Source organism: Kitasatospora sp. NPDC091276 (assembly GCF_040684355.1).
Classification (GTDB): domain Bacteria; phylum Actinomycetota; class Actinomycetes; order Streptomycetales; family Streptomycetaceae; genus Kitasatospora.
The window spans coordinates 1-18773 of the sequence record NZ_JBFBFU010000043.1; the positions used below are offsets into that span (position 1 = coordinate 1).

19 protein-coding genes are annotated in these 18773 nt (G+C 69.1%); 7 read left to right on the forward strand and 12 right to left on the reverse strand.

All coding sequences use genetic code 11. The annotated features are described in order from the left end of the window. From AB0O19_RS34735 to AB0O19_RS34755, 5 genes are all read left to right on the forward strand, one after another. The coding region (locus tag AB0O19_RS34735) for a hypothetical protein (protein WP_363625306.1) at window positions 1-185 on the forward strand (185 nt) is incomplete at its 5' end. 848 nt (window positions 186-1033) lie between these two features. Further along, window positions 1034-2281, forward strand: a complete 1248-nt coding sequence (locus AB0O19_RS34740) for a helix-turn-helix domain-containing protein (protein WP_363625308.1) — start codon at window positions 1034-1036, stop codon at window positions 2279-2281. A 128-nt stretch (window positions 2282-2409) separates the two neighbouring features. Further along, window positions 2410-2823, forward strand: coding sequence for a hypothetical protein (locus AB0O19_RS34745; protein ID WP_363625310.1), 414 nt, complete (start codon window positions 2410-2412; stop codon window positions 2821-2823). Next, a complete protein-coding gene (locus AB0O19_RS34750) occupies window positions 2823-3074 on the forward strand; it encodes a hypothetical protein (protein WP_363625312.1) in 252 nt (83 codons plus the stop codon). Before AB0O19_RS34745 ends, AB0O19_RS34750 begins: the two co-directional genes overlap by 1 nt. Before the next feature lie 627 nt (window positions 3075-3701). Then, the gene (locus AB0O19_RS34755; protein ID WP_363625314.1) at window positions 3702-4028 is read left to right on the forward strand and encodes a hypothetical protein; all 327 of its coding nucleotides are present in this window, start codon (window positions 3702-3704) and stop codon (window positions 4026-4028) included. 277 nt (window positions 4029-4305) lie between these two features. Here AB0O19_RS34755 and AB0O19_RS34760 read toward each other — a convergent pair whose 3' ends face one another. From AB0O19_RS34760 to AB0O19_RS34815, 12 genes are all read right to left on the reverse strand, one after another. Continuing rightward, window positions 4306-4800, reverse strand: a complete 495-nt coding sequence (locus AB0O19_RS34760; RefSeq protein ID WP_363625316.1) for a hypothetical protein — start codon at window positions 4798-4800, stop codon at window positions 4306-4308. Then, on the reverse strand, window positions 4787-7039 hold the full coding sequence (locus tag AB0O19_RS34765; RefSeq protein WP_363625318.1) for a site-specific integrase: 2253 nt from the start codon (window positions 7037-7039) through the stop codon (window positions 4787-4789). The genes AB0O19_RS34760 and AB0O19_RS34765 overlap by 14 nt, the downstream gene beginning before the upstream one ends. A gap of 50 nt (window positions 7040-7089) precedes the next feature. Beyond that, entirely contained in the window at window positions 7090-7431 is a 342-nt protein-coding gene (locus tag AB0O19_RS34770; protein ID WP_363580306.1) for a helix-turn-helix transcriptional regulator, read from the reverse strand. Continuing rightward, on the reverse strand, window positions 7431-7721 hold the full coding sequence (locus tag AB0O19_RS34775; RefSeq protein ID WP_363625320.1) for a tyrosine-type recombinase/integrase: 291 nt from the start codon (window positions 7719-7721) through the stop codon (window positions 7431-7433). The genes AB0O19_RS34770 and AB0O19_RS34775 overlap by 1 nt, the downstream gene beginning before the upstream one ends. A gap of 60 nt (window positions 7722-7781) precedes the next feature. Continuing rightward, window positions 7782-8069, reverse strand: coding sequence for a hypothetical protein (locus tag AB0O19_RS34780; protein WP_363625322.1), 288 nt, complete (start codon window positions 8067-8069; stop codon window positions 7782-7784). Between the two features lie 32 nt (window positions 8070-8101). Continuing rightward, on the reverse strand, window positions 8102-8467 hold the full coding sequence (locus AB0O19_RS34785; protein ID WP_363625324.1) for a hypothetical protein: 366 nt from the start codon (window positions 8465-8467) through the stop codon (window positions 8102-8104). Window positions 8468-8484: 17 nt separating this feature from the next. Further along, window positions 8485-9114: an SMI1/KNR4 family protein gene (locus tag AB0O19_RS34790; protein ID WP_363625327.1), complete on the reverse strand. Its 630-nt coding sequence runs from the start codon at window positions 9112-9114 to the stop codon at window positions 8485-8487. A 151-nt stretch (window positions 9115-9265) separates the two neighbouring features. After that, on the reverse strand, window positions 9266-9727 hold the full coding sequence (locus tag AB0O19_RS34795; RefSeq protein WP_363625329.1) for a hypothetical protein: 462 nt from the start codon (window positions 9725-9727) through the stop codon (window positions 9266-9268). Next, entirely contained in the window at window positions 9724-11685 is a 1962-nt protein-coding gene (locus AB0O19_RS34800; protein WP_363625331.1) for a site-specific integrase, read from the reverse strand. Before AB0O19_RS34800 ends, AB0O19_RS34795 begins: the two co-directional genes overlap by 4 nt. Window positions 11686-11917: 232 nt before the next feature. Further along, window positions 11918-13624: a hypothetical protein gene (locus AB0O19_RS34805; protein ID WP_363625333.1), complete on the reverse strand. Its 1707-nt coding sequence runs from the start codon at window positions 13622-13624 to the stop codon at window positions 11918-11920. An 8-nt stretch (window positions 13625-13632) separates the two neighbouring features. Then, window positions 13633-15030, reverse strand: a complete 1398-nt coding sequence (locus tag AB0O19_RS34810; protein ID WP_363625348.1) for a site-specific integrase — start codon at window positions 15028-15030, stop codon at window positions 13633-13635. Between the two features lie 165 nt (window positions 15031-15195). Beyond that, on the reverse strand, window positions 15196-15432 hold the full coding sequence (locus AB0O19_RS34815) for a hypothetical protein (RefSeq protein ID WP_363625335.1): 237 nt from the start codon (window positions 15430-15432) through the stop codon (window positions 15196-15198). A gap of 182 nt (window positions 15433-15614) precedes the next feature. On the opposite strand from AB0O19_RS34815, the gene AB0O19_RS34820 reads away from it, so the two are divergent. Next, a complete protein-coding gene (locus AB0O19_RS34820) occupies window positions 15615-16208 on the forward strand; it encodes a hypothetical protein (protein WP_363625338.1) in 594 nt (197 codons plus the stop codon). A gap of 1072 nt (window positions 16209-17280) precedes the next feature. Beyond that, on the forward strand, window positions 17281-18630 hold the full coding sequence (locus tag AB0O19_RS34825) for a serine hydrolase domain-containing protein (protein ID WP_363625340.1): 1350 nt from the start codon (window positions 17281-17283) through the stop codon (window positions 18628-18630). The last annotated feature ends 143 nt before the right edge of the window (window positions 18631-18773 follow it).

Sequence of the window (18773 nt, forward strand, 5' to 3'; positions counted from 1 at the left end):
TCACAGCACACGACTACCGGGACCAACCCTCCAACGGCAGGCGAACGCTACTGCTTCACCCATCCGAGCGACATCACGAATTCAACTTCAATAGCGTCAACCTTGGGCTGTGGGTCAATGGCTTCGGTCTCCATGATGTTGAGGACTTCGAAGCGTGGTTGATTGATGCCGACGCAGCGATGTGACTCCACGTAGCTCGAAACGCGCGCGGCCCCGTCGGAATGTATTTCCGGTGGGGCCGCTGCGGCGTCTGACGGCAACGTCAACGGACGGATGCAGCACAAAGCGGCGGGGCGTCGTCGTTGTCGAGCTCGGTGGCAGCCCAGGAGGGCCCGCCGAGCACGCTGCTGAGGAAGTCGATGGCGCCGTACTGGAGGCGGAGGCGGAGGCGGACCCGTGCGGACATTGTCGCGGTCACGCCGATGTGCGAGTGTCCCGGCCTGCTCGCGGTGGTGACGAAGGCCGGCGGAGCCGGAGCTGTTCAGCGTTTCTTTACTGATTCAAGGCGGCCCGCTGTCGCGGGCCGCGCGCTCCGGCCCGGCGGGGCCGCCGCCCGCTCCTGTCTCCGCCCCGCTCAGCGGCAGCCCCGCCCGTCCGGGCGCGCAACACCAGCGAGAGCAGCGCAGTCCGCAAGGCTCTACCCCACACCAGGCCCTCCCTCCGAGGGACCAGGGGCCGAGCACCGGTGCAGCACCGTCGTGGTGAGAGGTCGCGGTCGCGGGTCGTGCCCCTCACCGGCGGACCCCCGGAGGCGTACCAGGATCCCCCGGGGGCCACCAAGACCGAGCGCAGGCGTCACCGGGTGAGCCTTGGCGGCCCCCGGAGAACCCTGGTCCGGCGAAGCTGCCCGACCGACGAGGGACCCGTCCCGCTCAGGCCCGCGGCCTGCCGAAGTCTCTGGTGCCGCGCCGTCCAGTCAACCGCTTGCCCGACGGTGCGCGTGGCGGTGGGTCACCGTCCCGGGTGGGTATCTGCCCAGAGAGCCCGGTCAGTTCACCGTCAGGCGTACCGTGGCGCTGGAGGTGGTGAGCAGATGACGATGGAACTCGCGGACAACGTACGGAAGTATCGGCGCCGCGCCGGGATGAGCCAGGAGGAACTTGCGCACGCGGCGGGTCTGTCTCCGGCGACCGTCCGGAAGGACGAGCAGGGCGGGACGGTCCGGATGGAGACGCTTCATGCTCTGGCTCGCGCTCTGGGCATCCCCACGGCGGCACTCGTCGCGTCCGACGCTCCGGAGCCCGTGGGACGGGCGGAGGAGCCGAACCGGCTCAACCTCATCCAGCTTCGTGCCGCGCTCACCCCGGCGGTGGGGCTCGTGGACCAGGACACTGACGCCGTGGGCGAGGAACCGAACCTGCGCGCCTACGCGCGAACAGTTCGAGACGCGCGGGTGCTGTACTTCTCCGACAGCTACAAGAGCGTCGCCGCCCAACTGCCCGGCCTGTTGCGGGACGCTGCGCGGGCCGTCGCCCACTACGACAGCGGCGAGGAGCACCGGCAAGCCCTGCTCGCCCGCGCCGAGGCGTTGCGCCTGGCCGGCACGTACCTCACGCAGGTGAGGCAGTACGACATTGCCTACACGGCCCTGCGAGGAGCCATCACGGACGCCCGGGCAGGTGGGGACATGCTCGCGGCTGGCTCCGGAGTCGGCTGTATGTGCTGGCTGCTGGTGCGGCAAGGCCGGCTGGAGGAGGCGGAACGGATCGCTGCCCAGAGCATGGACGTGGTGGAGCCGAAGATCACCGGCGCCGAACCGGACCACTACGCGGTGTGGGGCGGTCTGGCCATGGAGGCCGCAGCCGCAGCGGCACGCAACAACCGCCCGGACGAGGCCAAGGCGTACCGCAGGGCGGCGCGGGTGGCGGCAACCGCCGTCGGCACGGCACACCGCAACGTCTCCCGACACTGGTCCGTCTTCGGACCGGTGACCGCCGCCATCAAGGCACTCGAAGACTCCATGGTCGTCGGCGACGCCCGCGCGGTGGTGCGCAAGGCGGGTGAAGAGGTGGAGCTGTCGCCGAAGGCGTGGAAGCGACTGGGCAGGCCCAGCACGAACGACGGGAACCGCTTCACCCTGGACATGGCGCGCGCCCACACGCGAACCGGAGACCTGTCGGCGGCCATGGACGAGCTGACCCGCGCTCGTGAGGCCGCCCCCGAGTGGCTGAGGCACCAGAACTCGGCCGCCGAGACGATGCAGGAGATCCTGAGCCAGCGCAAGCGCACACTGACCAGCGACATGCGCGAGATGGCCGGCTACCTGGGCGTCGTCGGATAGCTGCTACGTAGCGTGGCAGTTCGCGAACCTTGCGTTGCGATCTGCCCTGCTGGGTCCGTGGAATGACGCATGGCCAGGTCGTTACGGTCGCCGTGTCCTGTTCCAGCGACCGAGGCCGGGGATCCACGATGGGCATGCCGAGGAGCGACGCGGACCGTCTGCGTCGCAGGGAGTTGCACGAAGCGGCGTCGGGCATGGCGGGACCCCGCCTGCTGCCATGGACCACCGAGGACGGACGCCCCTGCTACCTGAGCACCGACGGCAAGGGCTACATCTCGACGCTCGCTGACGGCATCGAAACCGTGCAACTCGGCATGGGTCAGGAGCTCCTGGAGTACGCCCGGGGCATCCTGACCCCCGGAGCCAAGGCTGAGTCGGCCATCGAGTACCGGTGGCTCGCCTGCCGGCTGACCGAGGCCCTGTCGGACGCGCTCAGGGTCGCCGAGTCGCGCGGCCAGCGCATCCCGGCGCCGCAGGAGGAGGCGGCCGACGAGGGTGAACCTGCGAACGCCAGCCCCCTTGATGGGAACGAGGAAGGCTGATGGGCAAGACCACCCACTACCGCTTCCGCGAGTACCACGTGACCACCGCGACCGACCCCCTGGCGCTGCCGACCTTCGAGGCAGTCTGCGTCACCGGCGAAGAACGGAATTGCGCTGCCGCATCCGGCGAGCTACACACCCCAGAGGAGCTGACGCGCTGGATCGCCGGACACTGCGCGCAGACCGGGCACCACTCGTACGAGCAGACCACCCGCACTATCGTCCGCGCCGAGCCCGGAGCTTGGCAGTAGGATCACGCGCGCGGCCGACGACAGCACGACTGGTCTACACCTCTGACGGCAGTAGCGACGGCAACAACCACGGACTTCAGCGCACATCCACGAGCACCGACGGACCGTCAAACTACCGCTGACCTGCGAAAATGCAGGTGGAGAGGGGTCGTGTAGCACACGTACTATGTGCTGGCGGGGACCACGCCGGTCCTGGTGCACAACACGTGCGGTGATGGCGTCGCAACATTGCACTATCACGGCGACGGAAAATCACTTCAGTATTGAGGTGACGGATGGTGAGACGGTGACGCACACACACCTGATGCCTCACGACGGGGAAGCGGTTGTCTCGCCGTATTCTGGCCCTCCGAGCATCATGAGCCGAGACATTGACCTTCCGAATGCTAAGGCTGCCCTGGAATTCTAGAAGGAAACTCAGGGAAGCTGGGGTCCGTATCACCCGCTGGGGAACAGTTGCCTGACGTACTGTGCAAATTTTCTCCGAGCGGGAGGAGTTGACGTTCCGGAAGGAAAGGCGGCCATCCCGTGGGCGAGGAAGTTCCTCTCCGGTGACCAGGAGGATGCTCGCTGTCGATACGCTGACCAGCATCTTCAAGTGTTGTGTCCTGACTGCAAGGAACGTTGATGGCTGCAAGAAACTCCGAGGCTCTCGATGTTTTCCTCAGGGTGGCTGCTGACTCGCGAGTTTCGTGGCACACTGTCGAACTCGCTGGCCGAGGGATCTCGGCGGACGCGGCGAGTGTCACTTGGGTGATTTCTGAGGGGAAGCGCTCGCTGGGCGGAGAGGAGCTTTCCGATCTCCTCATCGAGCAGAGTGATCTGGTTGATACGCTGGTCGAAGCATGGCAATCTTTCGAGAGCGGAGAGATTTCCGGCGCAGACTTTGAGGTATATCTAGAAAGGGTTGTCATAGGGCTCGAAGGATGGATTTCTAGAGCCTCGCGGAAGTAGCTCCTTCCAAGATCATAAGCCCCACCGGATTCTCATCCCGGTGGGGGGCTTCTGGGCGTCTTGACGGCAACGGTTGACGGCAACGTCAGCGGACGGGTGCTGCACAAGTGGGTGGTTCGTCGCCGTCGTCGGGTCGGGTGGTGGGCTGGGCGGGGGCGCGGAGGGCGTTGCTGAGGGTGTCGATGGCTTGGCGCTGGAGGTGGAGTCGGACGTGTAATGGTGACGTCGGGTATTGGAACTGTCCGAATGCCTGCGTGCAGAGTTGGGTGGAGCGGGCTCACAGGTAGTCGAAGAAGCGGGTCCACCAGGTTGGTGGGTGCTCGGGTGGGTAGTAGGCGGCGAGATTGCTGGCGCCGTCGTATCGGGTCCAGAGCAGGTGCTCGGAGACCGCGATGTAGCCGAGCGCTTCCACTTCGTCCTTGATGCGGCGCCGGTCTGCGGTCTCGAAGAGGAGGTTCTCTTCTTCCTCGTCGTAGCTGCCAGGGTTCCCCAGCGTCACGGTGACGAGGGCGCCGAAGTTGCTGACACGGATGGCGATGTGGTCGCCGCTGGCCGTCGCCGTGGTGGGAATGACGATCGTCCCGTGGTGGCTGGCGTCCTGGACGCCTCGATCGACGGAGCAGGTGCACTGGAACCGTTGATTCAGCCTGGCTGCGAGCTGGTCGAATCGGGCCCGGGTCGCGGCGTGGTCGTAGTTCTGAGGGAACTCCATGTGGTCGGGATCGTCGAGGTCCCTCAGCAGAGCCCAGATGTGCTGGTCATCGAGGGGCATGATCATCGTCTCCGTGTTGGTGGGTGTGGTTGATGCGGTGGCTGACTTCGGCGGCGTAGTTGGTCCAGTCGCCGGCGGAGAGTCGCTGCCAGGTGACGGCGACGTCTGTGTGGATGCCGAGGGTGCGGGCGAGGATCGCGGCGGGGATCTCGGTGGCGAGTTGGAAGAGTGCGGTGCTGCGGTTCGCGGTGACGGCGCGGGCGAGCGCGGCTACTGGTTCGGGCAGCTGGATAGGGGCTTGGCCGAGGTGGAGGCGCACTCCTTGAGCGTCGGCTTCGACGTCCGTGGTGGTGAGGCGGCTGATCGCTGCGGGTCTTTGGGCGTAGAGGAGGAGAAGCAGTCCGGCGAGGCGGTCTTCGGCTTTGAGAGCGCCGTCGTGCAGGAGTCGGCGTGCGGTGTCCCATCGGTGCTGGTCGTCCAGGGGCTGGGTCGGGCCGCTCCAGCGGTGGGCGGGGGCGTGGATGGTGGTCAGCTTGTTGGTGCGGGCCCAGCGGATGAAGTGGCCGGCGGTCTCGCGGTAGGTGGCGGAGTCGTCGGTGAGCCAGCGGTCGAGGTCACTTTGTCCGCAGGTGGCCAGGGCAAGGTTGTGGGTGGAGAGCCAGCTCAGGAAGGCGACGGCCGCGTGGGTGCGCTGGCGGATGGAGTTGAACTGCTGCAGCGTGGCGGGTTGGCCGTTGTTCTTGGCGCGCAGTCGCCTGACGAGGTGCCAGGTCGTATAGCGGTGGAGGAGTCTGCGCTGGTCGGGGTCCTGTTGGGAGGTGATCAGGTCGGCGAGGAAGCGTTCGGTGCGGGCCATGTGCTCGTCGCGTTCGGGCAGGGCGCCGGCGCTGACGAGTACCTGACGCAGGTGCGCGAGGGGCTGGGTGTCGGGCAGTTCGTCGAGGGCTTGGTGGGTGAGTGGACGTCGGCCTGCGGCAAGGTCGGCGAGGACCGGGGCGACGGAGGGCTTGTTCAGCCAGCGCCTGGCGGTGATGGGGTATTCGGCGGTGGCGATGTTGCGCCGGAGGGCCTGGAGTCCGGGGTGGAGGGTCGCTGTCGGAGGCCCCAGCAGCTCGTTGAGGCGCTGGTTGATCAGGCAGCGGGCGCACTGGCCCGGGTGCGGATGGTCGGGATCGGTGCAGGTGGGGCAGGTGTGCCAGACCTCGGGGGCGGTGCAGTCGGCGCAGAGGGGTTCGGCGAGGGTCCCGGAGATCACCGCTGAGAGGCGGCCGCAGGCCGAGCAGGAGGCGGTGCGGCGTTGACAGGTAGGACACCAGGGGCGACCGGTGGTGCGGGAGGTGCCGCAGGGTCTGTTCTCGCCGCAGATGGAGCAGGTCGCGGTGCGCAGAGCGGGGCAGCTCGGGCAGATCGGACCGTCTGGCGTGCGGGTGTTCACCAGACGTAGGCGGCCGCAGTTGATGCAGGTTTCGAGGTTCGCGGGGTCGGTGATCAGGCAGTTCGGACACAGCGGTCGGCCCTGGTCGTCGCGGGTGGCGGGTTCACGGTGGGCCCCACAGCGCGAGCAGTCCTGGAGGCGGCTGTGGGCGATGCAGGTGCGGCAGACCCGCTGACCATCGAGTGGCTTGTCGATGCGGACGACTCTGCAGCAGCGGGGACAGGCGGGTTGGACGACTCCGGCGATGCCCGCGGTGTGCAGGAGGTCGATCAGCCGCAGAATGGCGCGAAGGGGTGCGAGGTGCCCGTCCCCGGTCAGCAGGCCGGGATCGGTTTCCAGGGCCCAGGCGAGTTTCTGCTGGTAGGCGGGGCGTGGTGCAGAGCGGCGGACCGCGTCGGCTATCGCCCCGCGATCGGCGGCCGGGTCCAGAGCGCTGACCAGCGTCTGGATGACCGTGATCGGATCCCGGTCGTCGAGGTCCGGACACATCTTGCAGCGCGGCCGCCCGGCGCGATCCCGCGTCGCGACACGCCGGGTATTTCCGCAGGCGCCGCAGGGCTCGGGCTGCGGTCCGCAGATCCAGCAGTACCAGTCCTGCCCACGGCGCTGGAGGGTTCGCATCGACTTGCCGCAGTCGGCGCAACAGGGAGGCGAGATGTGCGAGGCGCCTGCCTCGCGGAGCGCGATGAGCAGGTCACCGACGGCCCGGGGCGCCGGCGAGCGGCCGTCGGTCAACACACCGGGACGCCCAGCCAAGTGGGACGCGAGACGGCGGGCCTTCGCCCGGCCGCCCGCGATGCCGGTGACCACGGTGCGGATCTGCTCGGTCCCCAGCTGAGGTTCGATGGCCGCGACCAAGTCCACGATCGTTCCGATCGGATCGGAGACCGCCCGATCAGGGTGTCCCGTGGTAGTCACGGTCGCTCGACACCACGGATGCGGGCCCGCTTGGGCCGAAGATCACCAACACCGGCCTCGGCGCCGACTGCCTTCTTTGTTCGGCTGGTTGCTCCGGCACCGGCTGCGGCCACGGGTTCGATGAGGTCGTCCATGGTGCAGTCCAAGATGTCGAGCAGGGCCATGAGGATCCTCAGGCTGAGCCGTTCGGGGCGCTCGACGACGAGTCGGTAGACCTGACTGGAGGACAAGGTGATGCCGCGTTTGTCCAGCAGCGGGATGAGGTCGGTGGTGGAGAACAGCCCTCGGTCGGCCATGACCTTGCGCAGGTGCCAGTGGTAGTCGAGCTTGGCGGCCATCAGCGGTCCTTGTCTGCGGAGGTGGTCGGCGCGAGCACGGGCGCGAGCGCCTTATGGAGCATGGTGTTCATGAAGTCGTCGCTGACGTGGGTGTAGATGGCGGTCGAGCTGTCGTTCTCGTGACCGACCTGCTGCTGGATGAAGCGGCGGTCGACACCGTCCTCGGTGAGGTGGGTGACATAGGTGTGCCTTGTGTCCGCAGAGGCCGTGTGCGGATCAGCCCGTGTTGGTATTGAGCTCGCGGGACTCGGAGGGGACATTCGCCGCGCTTCTCCCGGGCCGTGTTGCATTGCGACCACCCAGATGTGAGGCAGACCACACTTCTGGGTGACGCCCCTGGACCGTGCTGATCATGCCTCCTCGAAGCCCTCGATGAGCTGCTGATGTTCCCTCAGCTCGGTAGTCCGGGCTGCACTTGTGAGTACGGTCTCCTTCGCCGTCCCGAGGGATCCTTGGCCTGCGCCGAGCAGTTCGCGGGTGACCACGATGGAGTCGATGACGCTGGCCCCCTGACTGCGCAGGAAGCGTTGGACGGCCTCCATTCCGCGCTCCTGGTCGAGCAGTGGAAGGCTCTGCTCGACCAGAGAGACAAGGTGGGCGGCTCGGTCAGGGGTGAGGCCGTGAACGTCGTCGAACATGCGATCCCTCCTGGAGGTTGCTGCTTCGATGCTCAGGTGACCTGGGCTTCTTCGCCGTTCTCTCGGTCCGCAAGGAACTCGTCGAGTAGTTGGAAGAGAACCTCGATCGCGCGGGCTTCGTCCTCAGGCGGCAGGTCCCAGGGGTTGTCCCAGCCGCCGGGAAGAGCGATGTGCAGGACCTGGCCGGGCCATGCGTGGTTGCAGTCCTGTCCTCGCCGGGCGACGAGCCACTCGCGCCATCCCACCAGTCCTGGAGACCGGTGCCGGGCCGCGTTCTGGTCGTATCCGGTGAGGAATGCAGTCAGCGCGTGGAAGGAAGGGCGGCCGACGAACATCCCGGGCCGCTTGCCGACGTTGGAGAAGTACTCGCGTTCGCTCATCTCGATGAGGCTGGTCATGACTCCGTTGAGTACCGTCAGCGAGGGAACATGTCAGCGTAGGGGTCTGGTTCGCCAGTGGCAGGGTCGAGTCCTGCCTTCCAGCGGAGTTGCTCCACTCGCCAGTGGACGAAGGTCGGTGGTGAACAGTTCCAAAGCTCACCACCGATGCTGATCGGCCAGGGCGACCACAGGTCGTGGTCCTTCTGGACCAACCGGCGGAGAAACTCGACCATGCCGAACGTGTGGATCGTGAAGGTCGGGTTTGTGTGCCGCCCGTAGACCAGGACCGGCCAGCGGTCCGGATCACTGTCTTCGGTCAGCCAGCAGAGAATGTCTGGCCCCGAGGTGATTCCCCAGGCGAGAATGTGCCCCGGATCGACATCAAGAGCGGCCCGGCCGCCCTCCATTTGCCAGCCATAGCGGGCATTCTCGGTCTCCCCTGCCATGTCGCCGGGGTCCCACTGAATGCCTTCCGTAGGGAGGGGAAGCAGGACGCTGGCCTCGCCGTTGATCGAGCCGCCGCCGTAGACAGACATGAAAGCCTTGTAGTCAGCGGGAAAGCGAACGTGCCAGGTCGCTTCAGCGACCCTCCAGTCGACCTGTTCGTCCGCACCGTGCTCCGGCGACATGATCTGTGTGAGCGCTGCGACGCCCGACTGCTCCACGATTACGCTCCCTCTCCTCTGAGGCAATCCGATCAACCTAGCGGCCAGGTCCGACAGCGAATCCCCTCACCTGGTCCGGCTCCCGCGGCGTGAATCCCACGGGCAGATCATCGCATCCGCTGCTGACGGTGCCGAAAGCCGGGACGGTTGCCTAACTGCAGGATCCGATCGTTGAGGTTCGGGCCGTCGGGAGGCGAGTCACGCGACTTGCCACCGCCGCTGACCCGCGGAGGTGCAGGATCTCCTCGTGCTGGGCGGCGAGCCGTGCCAGGGCCTGGGTCCGGAACTCGCTCAGCTCTTCATTCACGTTCTCGGCGCGGGCCAGCCGTTCCTTCAGGGTGGCGATCTCGGCTTTGAGCCGCTCGATCTGGGCTTCGCGCGGGTCGGGGACCTGCCCTGCTTCCTGCAGAATCTGGAGGCGGCGCTCGAACTCGGTGCGGAGGTGGGCATAGGGGCGGGTTCCGTAGAAGGCGGTGCGGTCGACGGCGGCCGCGCGGGCGAGGGTCTTGATGTCGCACTTGCCGCCGGGCGGGATCTCTCCGCGGAGGAGCCGGTCCATGGCGGCCCGGATGCGGTTCTCGTTCTCGGTGCGCTGAGCTGTGGTGATCCTCATGCGGAGTCCTCATCGGCTTGGTCGAGGGTGGCCGCGTCGATCTCGGTGACGACTCGAAGGGCCCGGTCGTAGTCGTGCTGTAGGCGGGAGCGTTCGGTCTTGCGGGTCTTGCCCAGGTCACCGAGGAACGTCTTCGTCCGTTCGGCGTGTTCGGCCCAGACAGGCCGGTGGCAGGGGTGGTGGGTGGCCTGCGGGCACCGGGCGGAGTCACACATCCCGACCAGTGGCCGGTCCGCGGTGGGGGTGCCGGCGAGCTTGAGGCAGAGCGCGCGCGAGGGGTCGGTGAGCCAGCAGAAGTTCGCCGGGCCGATGTGCAGGGTCTTGGCGCGCTTAGTCAGCAGGTTCAGCACGTCTCGGTCACTGCGCTGGGTCTTGGGCGCCGGTGCTGCGGCCGGTTCGAGCTTCTCGTCGATGCTGGCGAAGAACTCGGTGAGGCTGCGGGCGCCGGGGCCGGCGGGCAGGATGCCCTGCTGGTAGTTGCGGAACTCGGCCAGGACCAGCTGGAGGTTGCGGTCGCTCTCGTGCTTGTTGACCTCGGCCAGGAGTTCGGCCTGAGCTCCGCCAGGTCGCGAGGCATAGCCTTCTGTAGTGGCGACGGCGATGTGTTTTAGGTGGATCTTGGAGGCCAGGACACCTCCGGGACGGTAGGCCATTTCCAGGGCCAGGGCCCTCCTCAACATCCGGAGGTTGACCGGCCCGTCGGGAATCGGGGCAAGGCCGAGCCGTTGTCCTGCCTCGGAGTTGACCCAGTTCTTGAACCACTTGTAGCGGACGCCGAAGGCGAACCGGCCGAAGAGCAAGATCCCGTCGCGCGGGTCGTCGTGCAGTTGCTCGGCGAGTTCGATCGCACGATAGACCGGTTCGATGACGACCCATTCATCGTCGGTTCCGCCTAGTGGCTGGCCTTTGACGACCTTGCTCGCGACGCGGTAGCGGGTCAGGCCGGGGACGGGCTCCTCGGGCGGGCGACGGCAGCCGACCCGGAGTTCCATCAGCTCGCTCGCCCTCATTCCGGAGATCGTGGCCAGGACGATGATCACGGCCGTGCGGACGATCCCGACCAGTGCGTCGGCCTGGATCCTGTGCAGCGGCAAGCTCCAGGACACCGAGGAGGCGCCGTCCGCCGTGGTGACCTCGGGGGCATGGCGGGCGAACAGCTTCTCCACTCCCACCGAGGCGACTGCGGCTTCCAGAGGCCCGCGCAGAGTCGGGAGCCACCTCGACCAGAACTGGCTGAACCCGGCCTGTCGGGCCAGCGCTCCGGTTGCCACCGGCAGCAGCGGATCATCGGGGGCCCAGCCGTCGGCCAGCCGGTCGGTGGCACGGTGTTCGGCGAGCATCGGCAGCGGTGTGCACGTTCGTGTGTACTCGGTCAGCAGCTTCACGATCTCATCGGCGAAGTCGGGGCCGCCGTGACGGAGCCCGGCGCTCTTGGAGGAAGTGCTTCGGTCGTTCTCCCGTACTTCCCGGTCCAGTTCGACAGCGTGCGGGCCGAGGGTGGACACGACGTAGAGTGCAGCCGCGAGCATGGGCTGTAGCACGCTGTGCTCGACCGGTGCTGTCTTGTTCTCGGTGCGGCCGCTGGGCATCTCGGCGACCGCCGAGGCCGTGGCCCCGCCCCAGGGTCGCAGAGCCGCGGCGACACGGTCGGCTGTGAACAGTTCGCGGTAGTTCACCAGGTCGACGATGACCTGCGCGGCGGCGCGGCGCGTCCCGGGGCTTTGCTCGCCGACGACCGTGCCGCCCTCGTCGAGCACGTAGCGGCGGTAGGCCATGTATGCCTCGCAGGTCTGTGTACTGATCTGCGGCAGGCTCTCGACGCTGTGCCCGTCCAGCCATGCAAAGAGCCTGGTGAGCTCGTCCAGCCGGCCCGCGCAACTGCGCAGGTGCAGGGCCGTGCGGTGTGCCCTGGGCAGTGGGGCGACGGCCGGGTGGCGCGGAGCGAACAGCGCCAGCACCAGTTCCTTGGCGACCAGACGCCACCGTGGGTCGGCGATCGCGGCGAAGTCGAAACGACGGGTGCAGAAGGCGAGTTGGACCGGCAGACCGATGACGTCGGTGAAGTCCCAGGTGTCGTCCTCGAACCGGGGCGTCGAGTGCCTTCGGGGAGGCGGAACCCGGCCTCCCGGCAGACATCGGCTCCGGCGAAAACCGCGGATCGGCCGTCGAAGGCCAAAGTAGCGGCAGTGGTCACGCGGTCATCTCCTCGGGCCTCAGGGGCACTTCATCGTCTTGGCCGGCGACGTGGGCCGCGCTTGCGGCCAGGACGGCGGGGTCGAAGCGGTCGAGGATCTGCTGGATCCGGGCCGCGTAGGGGCCGAAGACCGCCATGAACTGGGCGGCGGGCATCTGCTGCCACTGCCGGGAGAAGAACGCCTTCAGCCGCAGCATGTTGACCGCGTGCCGAGGGGCGAACACCGCCAGTGGGCAGAGCAGACAGACCCAAGGCCGGGCCGGACAGGGTTTGCCCTTGGGCCCGTGCAGCCCGGACAACTGGTCACCGCAGGCGGCCGTGAACACGTCGCGCTGGCCGCCGACCAGCTCGGCGATCGCCGCGTCGTCCAGGTCCATGGCCGCCACCAGCTGCGGATAGCCCCCGGCCAGCGCGGCGGCGTCCTCCTCGGTGATCACCATCGGAGGATGGGCCCGCCGCAGCATGTCGTGCTGGGCGTCCTCGACGATCGTCTCAATGGCCTGCTGCTGGGCCGGTGTCGCGGCCGTGAGGTAGTGATCGCCTTCGACGGCCGGGGTGTGGTTCGGGTCGATGGTCGCTCGGCCGCTGCCCGTCCAGGTGCTCTTGTCCCGCATGGCTTCGTGGGTGGTGCGGATCCGTGACCGGTGGATCTTCAGGGGCTCCCCGTCGTTCCCGACGACGCCATGGCGAAGGACCCATCGCTGAACGGCGACCCGGTCGATCCTGCGGACGCGGCGTGACCCGCCGGCCCGGCTCACCCCCACCCACAACTTGCGACGTTCTTCCGGCGGCATGAAGGTCCGCAGCAGTGCCGTGTGCGCGAGCCACTGTTCCAGCAGCCGGACAGCCCGGCGGGGCAGGTTCAGGCTCTCTGCAGCGGTGCGGCGCTTGATGTAGGAGAGCAGGACCGTTGAGTCACCGGCCCAGTCGATGTCCTCGGTGCCCAGGTCCTCGATGCCGTCGGGGACGATGCCGGAGTAGATGCCGAACAGCAGCCGGTAGGCGATCAGCGCGTCCAGATGCGGGAACACGGCCCGTGTCGCGTCGTGGAAGCCGCCGCGGTTGTGGACCACCGCCGCCGAGACCCCCAGGTGCCGGCCGAAGTCGCCGATACTGACGGGCCCGACCCGGGCCAGCAGCCAACGCAGATTGCCGGGCTGCCACCCTCCTTCGAGGGGATGCCGTCCGTCGGCGGCAGCTGCGAGCGCCTCGCGGTGGGCGATGTAGGAGTCGTCGACCAAGGTGCGGCAGACCGCGGTCAGCCGCTGCCATTCCTCCTCCGCATAGGGCGGCAGCGTGTGGCGGTAGGGCTGGATGTTGAAGTGACGCCCCGAGGCGAGCTCCAGCACCCCCTCGCCGAGAGCGCCGCCGGTCTGGGCATACCCCTCCACCAGGCTGCGGGTCAGAGCCTCCAGGCTGGTCGGACTGGCCATCCAGAACTCGGCGAGCTGGCCTCGCCGCAGCTGAGCGACTCCACCGGTAAAGCCCTGTGCGGCCAGGGTGCGGACCATGTTCCGCAGGGCCTGGACGTAGAAATTCACCGTGCCGTCCGAGTCCGCGGTGCCGTGCGGATGGATCAAGTCCACGAGACCGATGGCCAGGTCCCGGACCAGGCGCGGGTTCGGCAGCCCGTCCAGGCTGTAATCGGCGCGGCGACCGTCACTGAACACGCAGGTGAGGCCGAGGGGTTCGTCGAGCAGCATGGTCGGCATCAAAGATCACCGTCCTCGATCTCGTCGGCGAACTCGGCCGCGGCCTCCCGCTCGGCCGCCGCGTCATCGGTGAGCCCGGCCGCGGCTCCGGCCCCCTCGTATGCCTCCCGGTAGATGCGCGTCGTGTCCAGACGGCGGAGGTACTTTTCCGTGGTCAGGACGGTGGAGTGGCCTAGAAGTTCACGGAGGACCAGCAGCGGGTCCGCCTTGCTCAGGTAGAAGACCAGAGCGGCGTCGGCATCGGTGTCCCGCACGAGCTTCGCTGCCTGCCGGTAGTGCCCGGTGACCAGGTATTCCAGGGTCCTCATGGAGAAGGTGTGGCGACATCGGTGGGGCCAGACGTGCGGGAACCGGGGCTCGAAGCGGGCCCGGATCCGGTCGGATGTGCGCTCGAAGACCGTGGCCCAAGCAGTGAACGGGCCGCCGCCGTTCTTCACCGCCAGCAGGCACGAACCGCCCTCAGGAGCGACCAGGCGACGCCGCTCGACCGGAGTCAGTGATGCCCAGGGACGCCGTATCCCGTTGATCATCCCTCCCTGGGCATCCGGCTCGGTCACCATCAGCGGGTCGCCCCAACGCCGCGGCGGCCGCCAGGATGAGCCCTCCGTCGTGGCGGCCCGGTCCAGCTCGATGTAGTCGTGCAGCCCGGCCAGTGCCTCGTAAGAAGTCCACGTGGTGCGGAACTTCTTTCCCTTGGCGATCCCTGCCGGCACCGGGAAGGGGATCGGCACCGTAGTCGGCTCCGGAGGCAGGACGGGAAGCTCCCAGGGAAGCAGGTAGGTGAACTCCTGCAGCCGCATCCCGCTGGCCAGCGCGTGATCCCCGACTGCCCCGTTGCGGGTCAGCTCTCGCCCGTGGAACCCGGAGTCCTGCGAGCCGTCAGGGGCGAGCCCGCGCAGTCCCTTGCGGAACAGTTCGGTGAAGTCCGGCTCCAGGTACTTGATCGTCACATGCGGCTTCGGTGTGCGGCGGACCGCCAGGTTCACCTTCACCTCCCGGCCAGTCCCGGCGAACAGAGCCCGCGCGGCCCGATAGGTGAACGGCTCGGCTGTTGCGTACCCCTCGTTGATCGCCCTCCGGTAGAACAACGACAGGATGCTCATGTGCTGGCCCCACGTCGTCGCCGCGAACCGGGCCTTCAACGGGCCCGCAGCCCGGTGCTCGGCGTACCTGCTCAACCCCGCCTTCAACCGCTCCCGCGAGTCGAACAGCCCCACCCCGTGCTCGGCCAGGAACTCCATCCACTCCTTGACCGCCCGCGCGTAGTTCTCCCACGAGCTCGGTGCTGGTGCCCCGTTCGCAGGTAGCTCGCGTAACCAGCGGTTCACCACCGCTGCGGGGCGCGGTGCGGCCGGGCCGTCCTCGAAGCGCAGGTCGTCGTCGACGAGCACGGGCATCCCCTCGGGGATCAACGGCCGGTGCTCGATGTCCCAGGACTGCCAGCCGTGGGACGAGAAGAAGGTCAGGATCACGAGCGCTGACAGTAGAAACACCACACGGCCCGGGGCAACTCACAAACCCCAAGGCCAAACGGCTACTTGGAGTCAATCGCCACACGGGAACTAAGCGGAGACAACGTGACGGGCGGAGTGGACGACCAACTCCTTCGGGAGCTTCAGCGCGTCTCGATAGGCGACGAACCGGGCGTTGATCTCCGCCGGCTTGATCCGGCCACCCCGCTCGGTCACCCACAGCGCGGGGTGTTCCGCGCAGCCGAACCGCGGCCGGACGTTCTCGACGTAGTCGGCGACGGCCTCCACCGCCCAGCCCATCACCGATAGCACGTGTGATCGAGCCATCGCCCTGACCTGAATCTGTCGACAGGGCCGTTCGACGGTCGCGTCGCCCCCGGGCTCCCGCACCCCCTGACGTGCACCTCCGCAGCCGCCGTTCGAACCCGGGAGGGGGCGCCGGCCGTGATATCGGCCGAGGCCGGTCGGCGGACGGCGGGCGGCGCGAGGACGGATGCGGGAGGACAGCGATGGCCTGGTACCAGGGGCGGAGCCGGATCACGGTGACGGCGGTGGAGGGGCAGTGGCCGCAGCGGGCGGTGGTGACGGTGCGCGGTGGCCGTCCGGTCGAGATTCCCGGGACGGTCGGTGCGAGCCACCTCGTGGACGCCGAGCGCTGGGAGCTCGACCTGGAGCACCGGCGGGAGGGCGAGTGGTGTCCCAACATCCGCGCGGTGCAGGGGCGCTGGCAGGAGGTCCGGGGGGTGCTGACGCAGGTGGTGCACAGTCGCAACCGGGACGGGGGCGGTGACCGCAGCGACCGGAACCTGGTGCTGCGGATCGAGCGGGTCGAATCGGGCGGCGGCGCGCCCGTGGACGTGGCCGCGCAGGGCCGTGCGACCGCGCCGCGCACCTCGACGGGCGGGCCGGCGGCGGCGTCCGGGGCGTCGGCCCCGCGGACTTCGGCCGCGCCGGTGCGCGGGACGTCGACCACCTCGTCGGCGCCGACCGTGCGGACCAGCGGTTCGGGGGCCGGGTCGGCCCCGTCCGCTCCGTCGCGCGCGGTGACGTTCACCGGTGGCACGGCGACCCGGCCCTCGACCGGCAGCTCCTGGCAGGGCTGACGGGTGTTCTGAGCCCCGAGCCCGCCCGCGTTCCGGCGCGCGGCGGATCCGCTCGGTCGCCCCGCGCCCCGGGGTGGCCGAGCGCGGCGGTCCTTCCGTGGCCCGGGGGCGGCAGACGCGAACCAGGGCACGCGCAAGACGGGGCGCGCGCGCACCACGGCAGAAGCGCGTCAGAGCACGCGCGCACCACGGCACAAGCGCATCGGGGCACACGCGCATCAGAGCCCTCATTGATTCACCCGCGACGCATCCGATCGGTCCCGTCGCATTCCTGCACAACCGCCCCAGGCGTCAGGGGAATCACTCGGCTATTCCCCGCGGAAACCCGGCCGGGCGGCCGGGGGGATCCGGGTGCCACAGTTTCGGCCAAAGAATTCACACCCGTCATCAGGCGTTCCGGGTGTGGCCGGGAGTCACACCAGCGATTTTGCGGTTCCGATTCCGGGGAGAGTCGCTTTCCGTTCAATCGCCAGGGGTTGCGAGCGGGTGACCCGCCGTGAAGACTGTTCCGCGTTCGTCGTTCCGAGCGTTCGGGCCGTCAAGGTATTGCCCGGTCCTCGCGACGGTCGTGGCAGGTTCCGCACGGTGGTTGCGGGGAGGGATCGCAGGGGGGATAGGCATGCCGGGCGCAACGATCGCACAGGTCAGGGCCGTCGGAGCGGCCGACTGGAGCGTTCGGGATTCCTGTCCGGCCCCGCCTGCGGGGTGAGGTCATTCGGCGGTCGGCCGTTCGCCGCCCACCGTTCCCGCTCACCGTTCCCCCGTTCGCCGTTCCTGGGCGGCGTGGAATTCGGGTCGCATTCGCACCGTCCGGTCGGGGAGCGCCGAAGCGGCCCGGAACGGTTCCCCCGGGGCGCGTGCGGCGCCCTGCCGGGAACCGTCGGGGATTCCCGCTCGCACCCGTCGGCCGTCATCGGCAGGGCTTCCGTCGATTCCCGTTGTTCCCGCGAGTCTTGAGTCGAGGAGCGCAGGTGGCAGGAAATTTCACGGCGTGCTCCACAGTAATCCGGAATTCATCCGCGGACGCTCGCCGCGCCCGCATCTGAGAACCAGTCAACGGGAGCGTCCGCCCATGCCGTACCCCAGTTCCGCGCCGGTCCGCGAGCGCGCGCCGTTCCTCTTACGCCGCGAACTGCAGCACCGGCTCGACACGCTCGCGCGCACCCACCGGGTGCCCGGCGCCCAGGTGGTGCTGGACACCGGCTCGGAGGTCGTGGCCCTGCACACCGGTGTGGCCGACGCCGCCACCGGTGCGCCCTTCACCGGGGACACCGTCGTGCCGGTGGGGTCGCTCACCAAGCCCTACACGGCCGCTCTGGTGATGCTCCTCGCCGACGACGGCGACCTCGACCTCGACGACCGGGTCGCCGATCACCTGCCCGAGCTCCGCCGGATGCCCGCAGTAACGATTCGCCAACTCCTCAGCCACACCGGCGGACTGCCCACCGGGCCGGACTCCGACGCCGCCGCCCGGACCACCGCGGCGCACTACCTGTCGTCCGTGTGCACGGCCGGGGACGCGCTCTTCCCGCCCGGGACGGACTTCTCCTACTCCAACGCCGGCTACGTCGCCGCCGGGCGCCTGGTGGAGGCGGTGACCGGGATGCCCTGGCACGAGGCCGTGGCCGCCCTGCTGCTCGAACCGCTCGGCACCGTGCCCGTGTTCGTCGACGCGAGCGCACCCGCTCGCCCGGTCGCCGCCGGGCACGCGCTCAACGCCGCGACCGGCCGGGCCCGGCCGGTCCGGCAGAACCTGGCCCCGCTGGAGGCCCCGGCCGGCGCCCTGCTGGCGAGCGCCGCGGACCTCGCCGCGCTCGGCGGCGCCCTGGTCGGCCGGGCCAAGGCCCTGCCCCCCGCCGTCGCCGAGGAGATGCGCCGCCCGCAGCCCGGCGCCCGGCCGGGTGCGCTCGCGGACGGCTGGGGCCCGGGGCTCGCCCTCTACCAGCAGGACGGCCGGCTGTGGTGCGGCCACGACGGCAACGCCATGGGGACCTCCTGCCACCTGCGGGCCGACCCCGACAGCGGCGTGGTGGTCGCCTTCGCGGGCAACGCCGCCGCCGCCACCGCGCTCTGGCGCGAGCTCGCGGCCGACCTGGCCGAGCTGGCGGGCGTCCGGGTGCCCGCCGCGATCGCGCCCGTGGGCGCGGGCGAGCCCGTTCCCCTGCCCGAGTGTGCGGGCACCTACCGCAACGGTTCGATCCGGTACCTCGTCGAGCCCGCGGGCGACGGATCGTCCACGCTCTCCGTGGACGGAGACCTGCCGATACCCCTGCGCTGTTTCGCCGACCTCTCCTACGATCTGCTCGCCCCCGACACCGGCCGCCCCGAGCCGGGCGGGCGCTTCCACCGCGATCCCGCCACCGGCGTGATCGACCGGGTGCAGGTGTCCGGGCGCACGGCGCGTCGCGCCGACCCCGCCTGAGGCGCCTTTCGCCCGCCTGCCGCCGCCGCTGCCCGTCGCCTGAGGCGTCCGCCGCCGCGCCGACGCCGCTCCACCGGGCTCACCCCCCGCTCGTTCCGTTCCCCCGGCCCCCGTTCCCGGGTCCGAGGGCCTGCCCCCGCCTG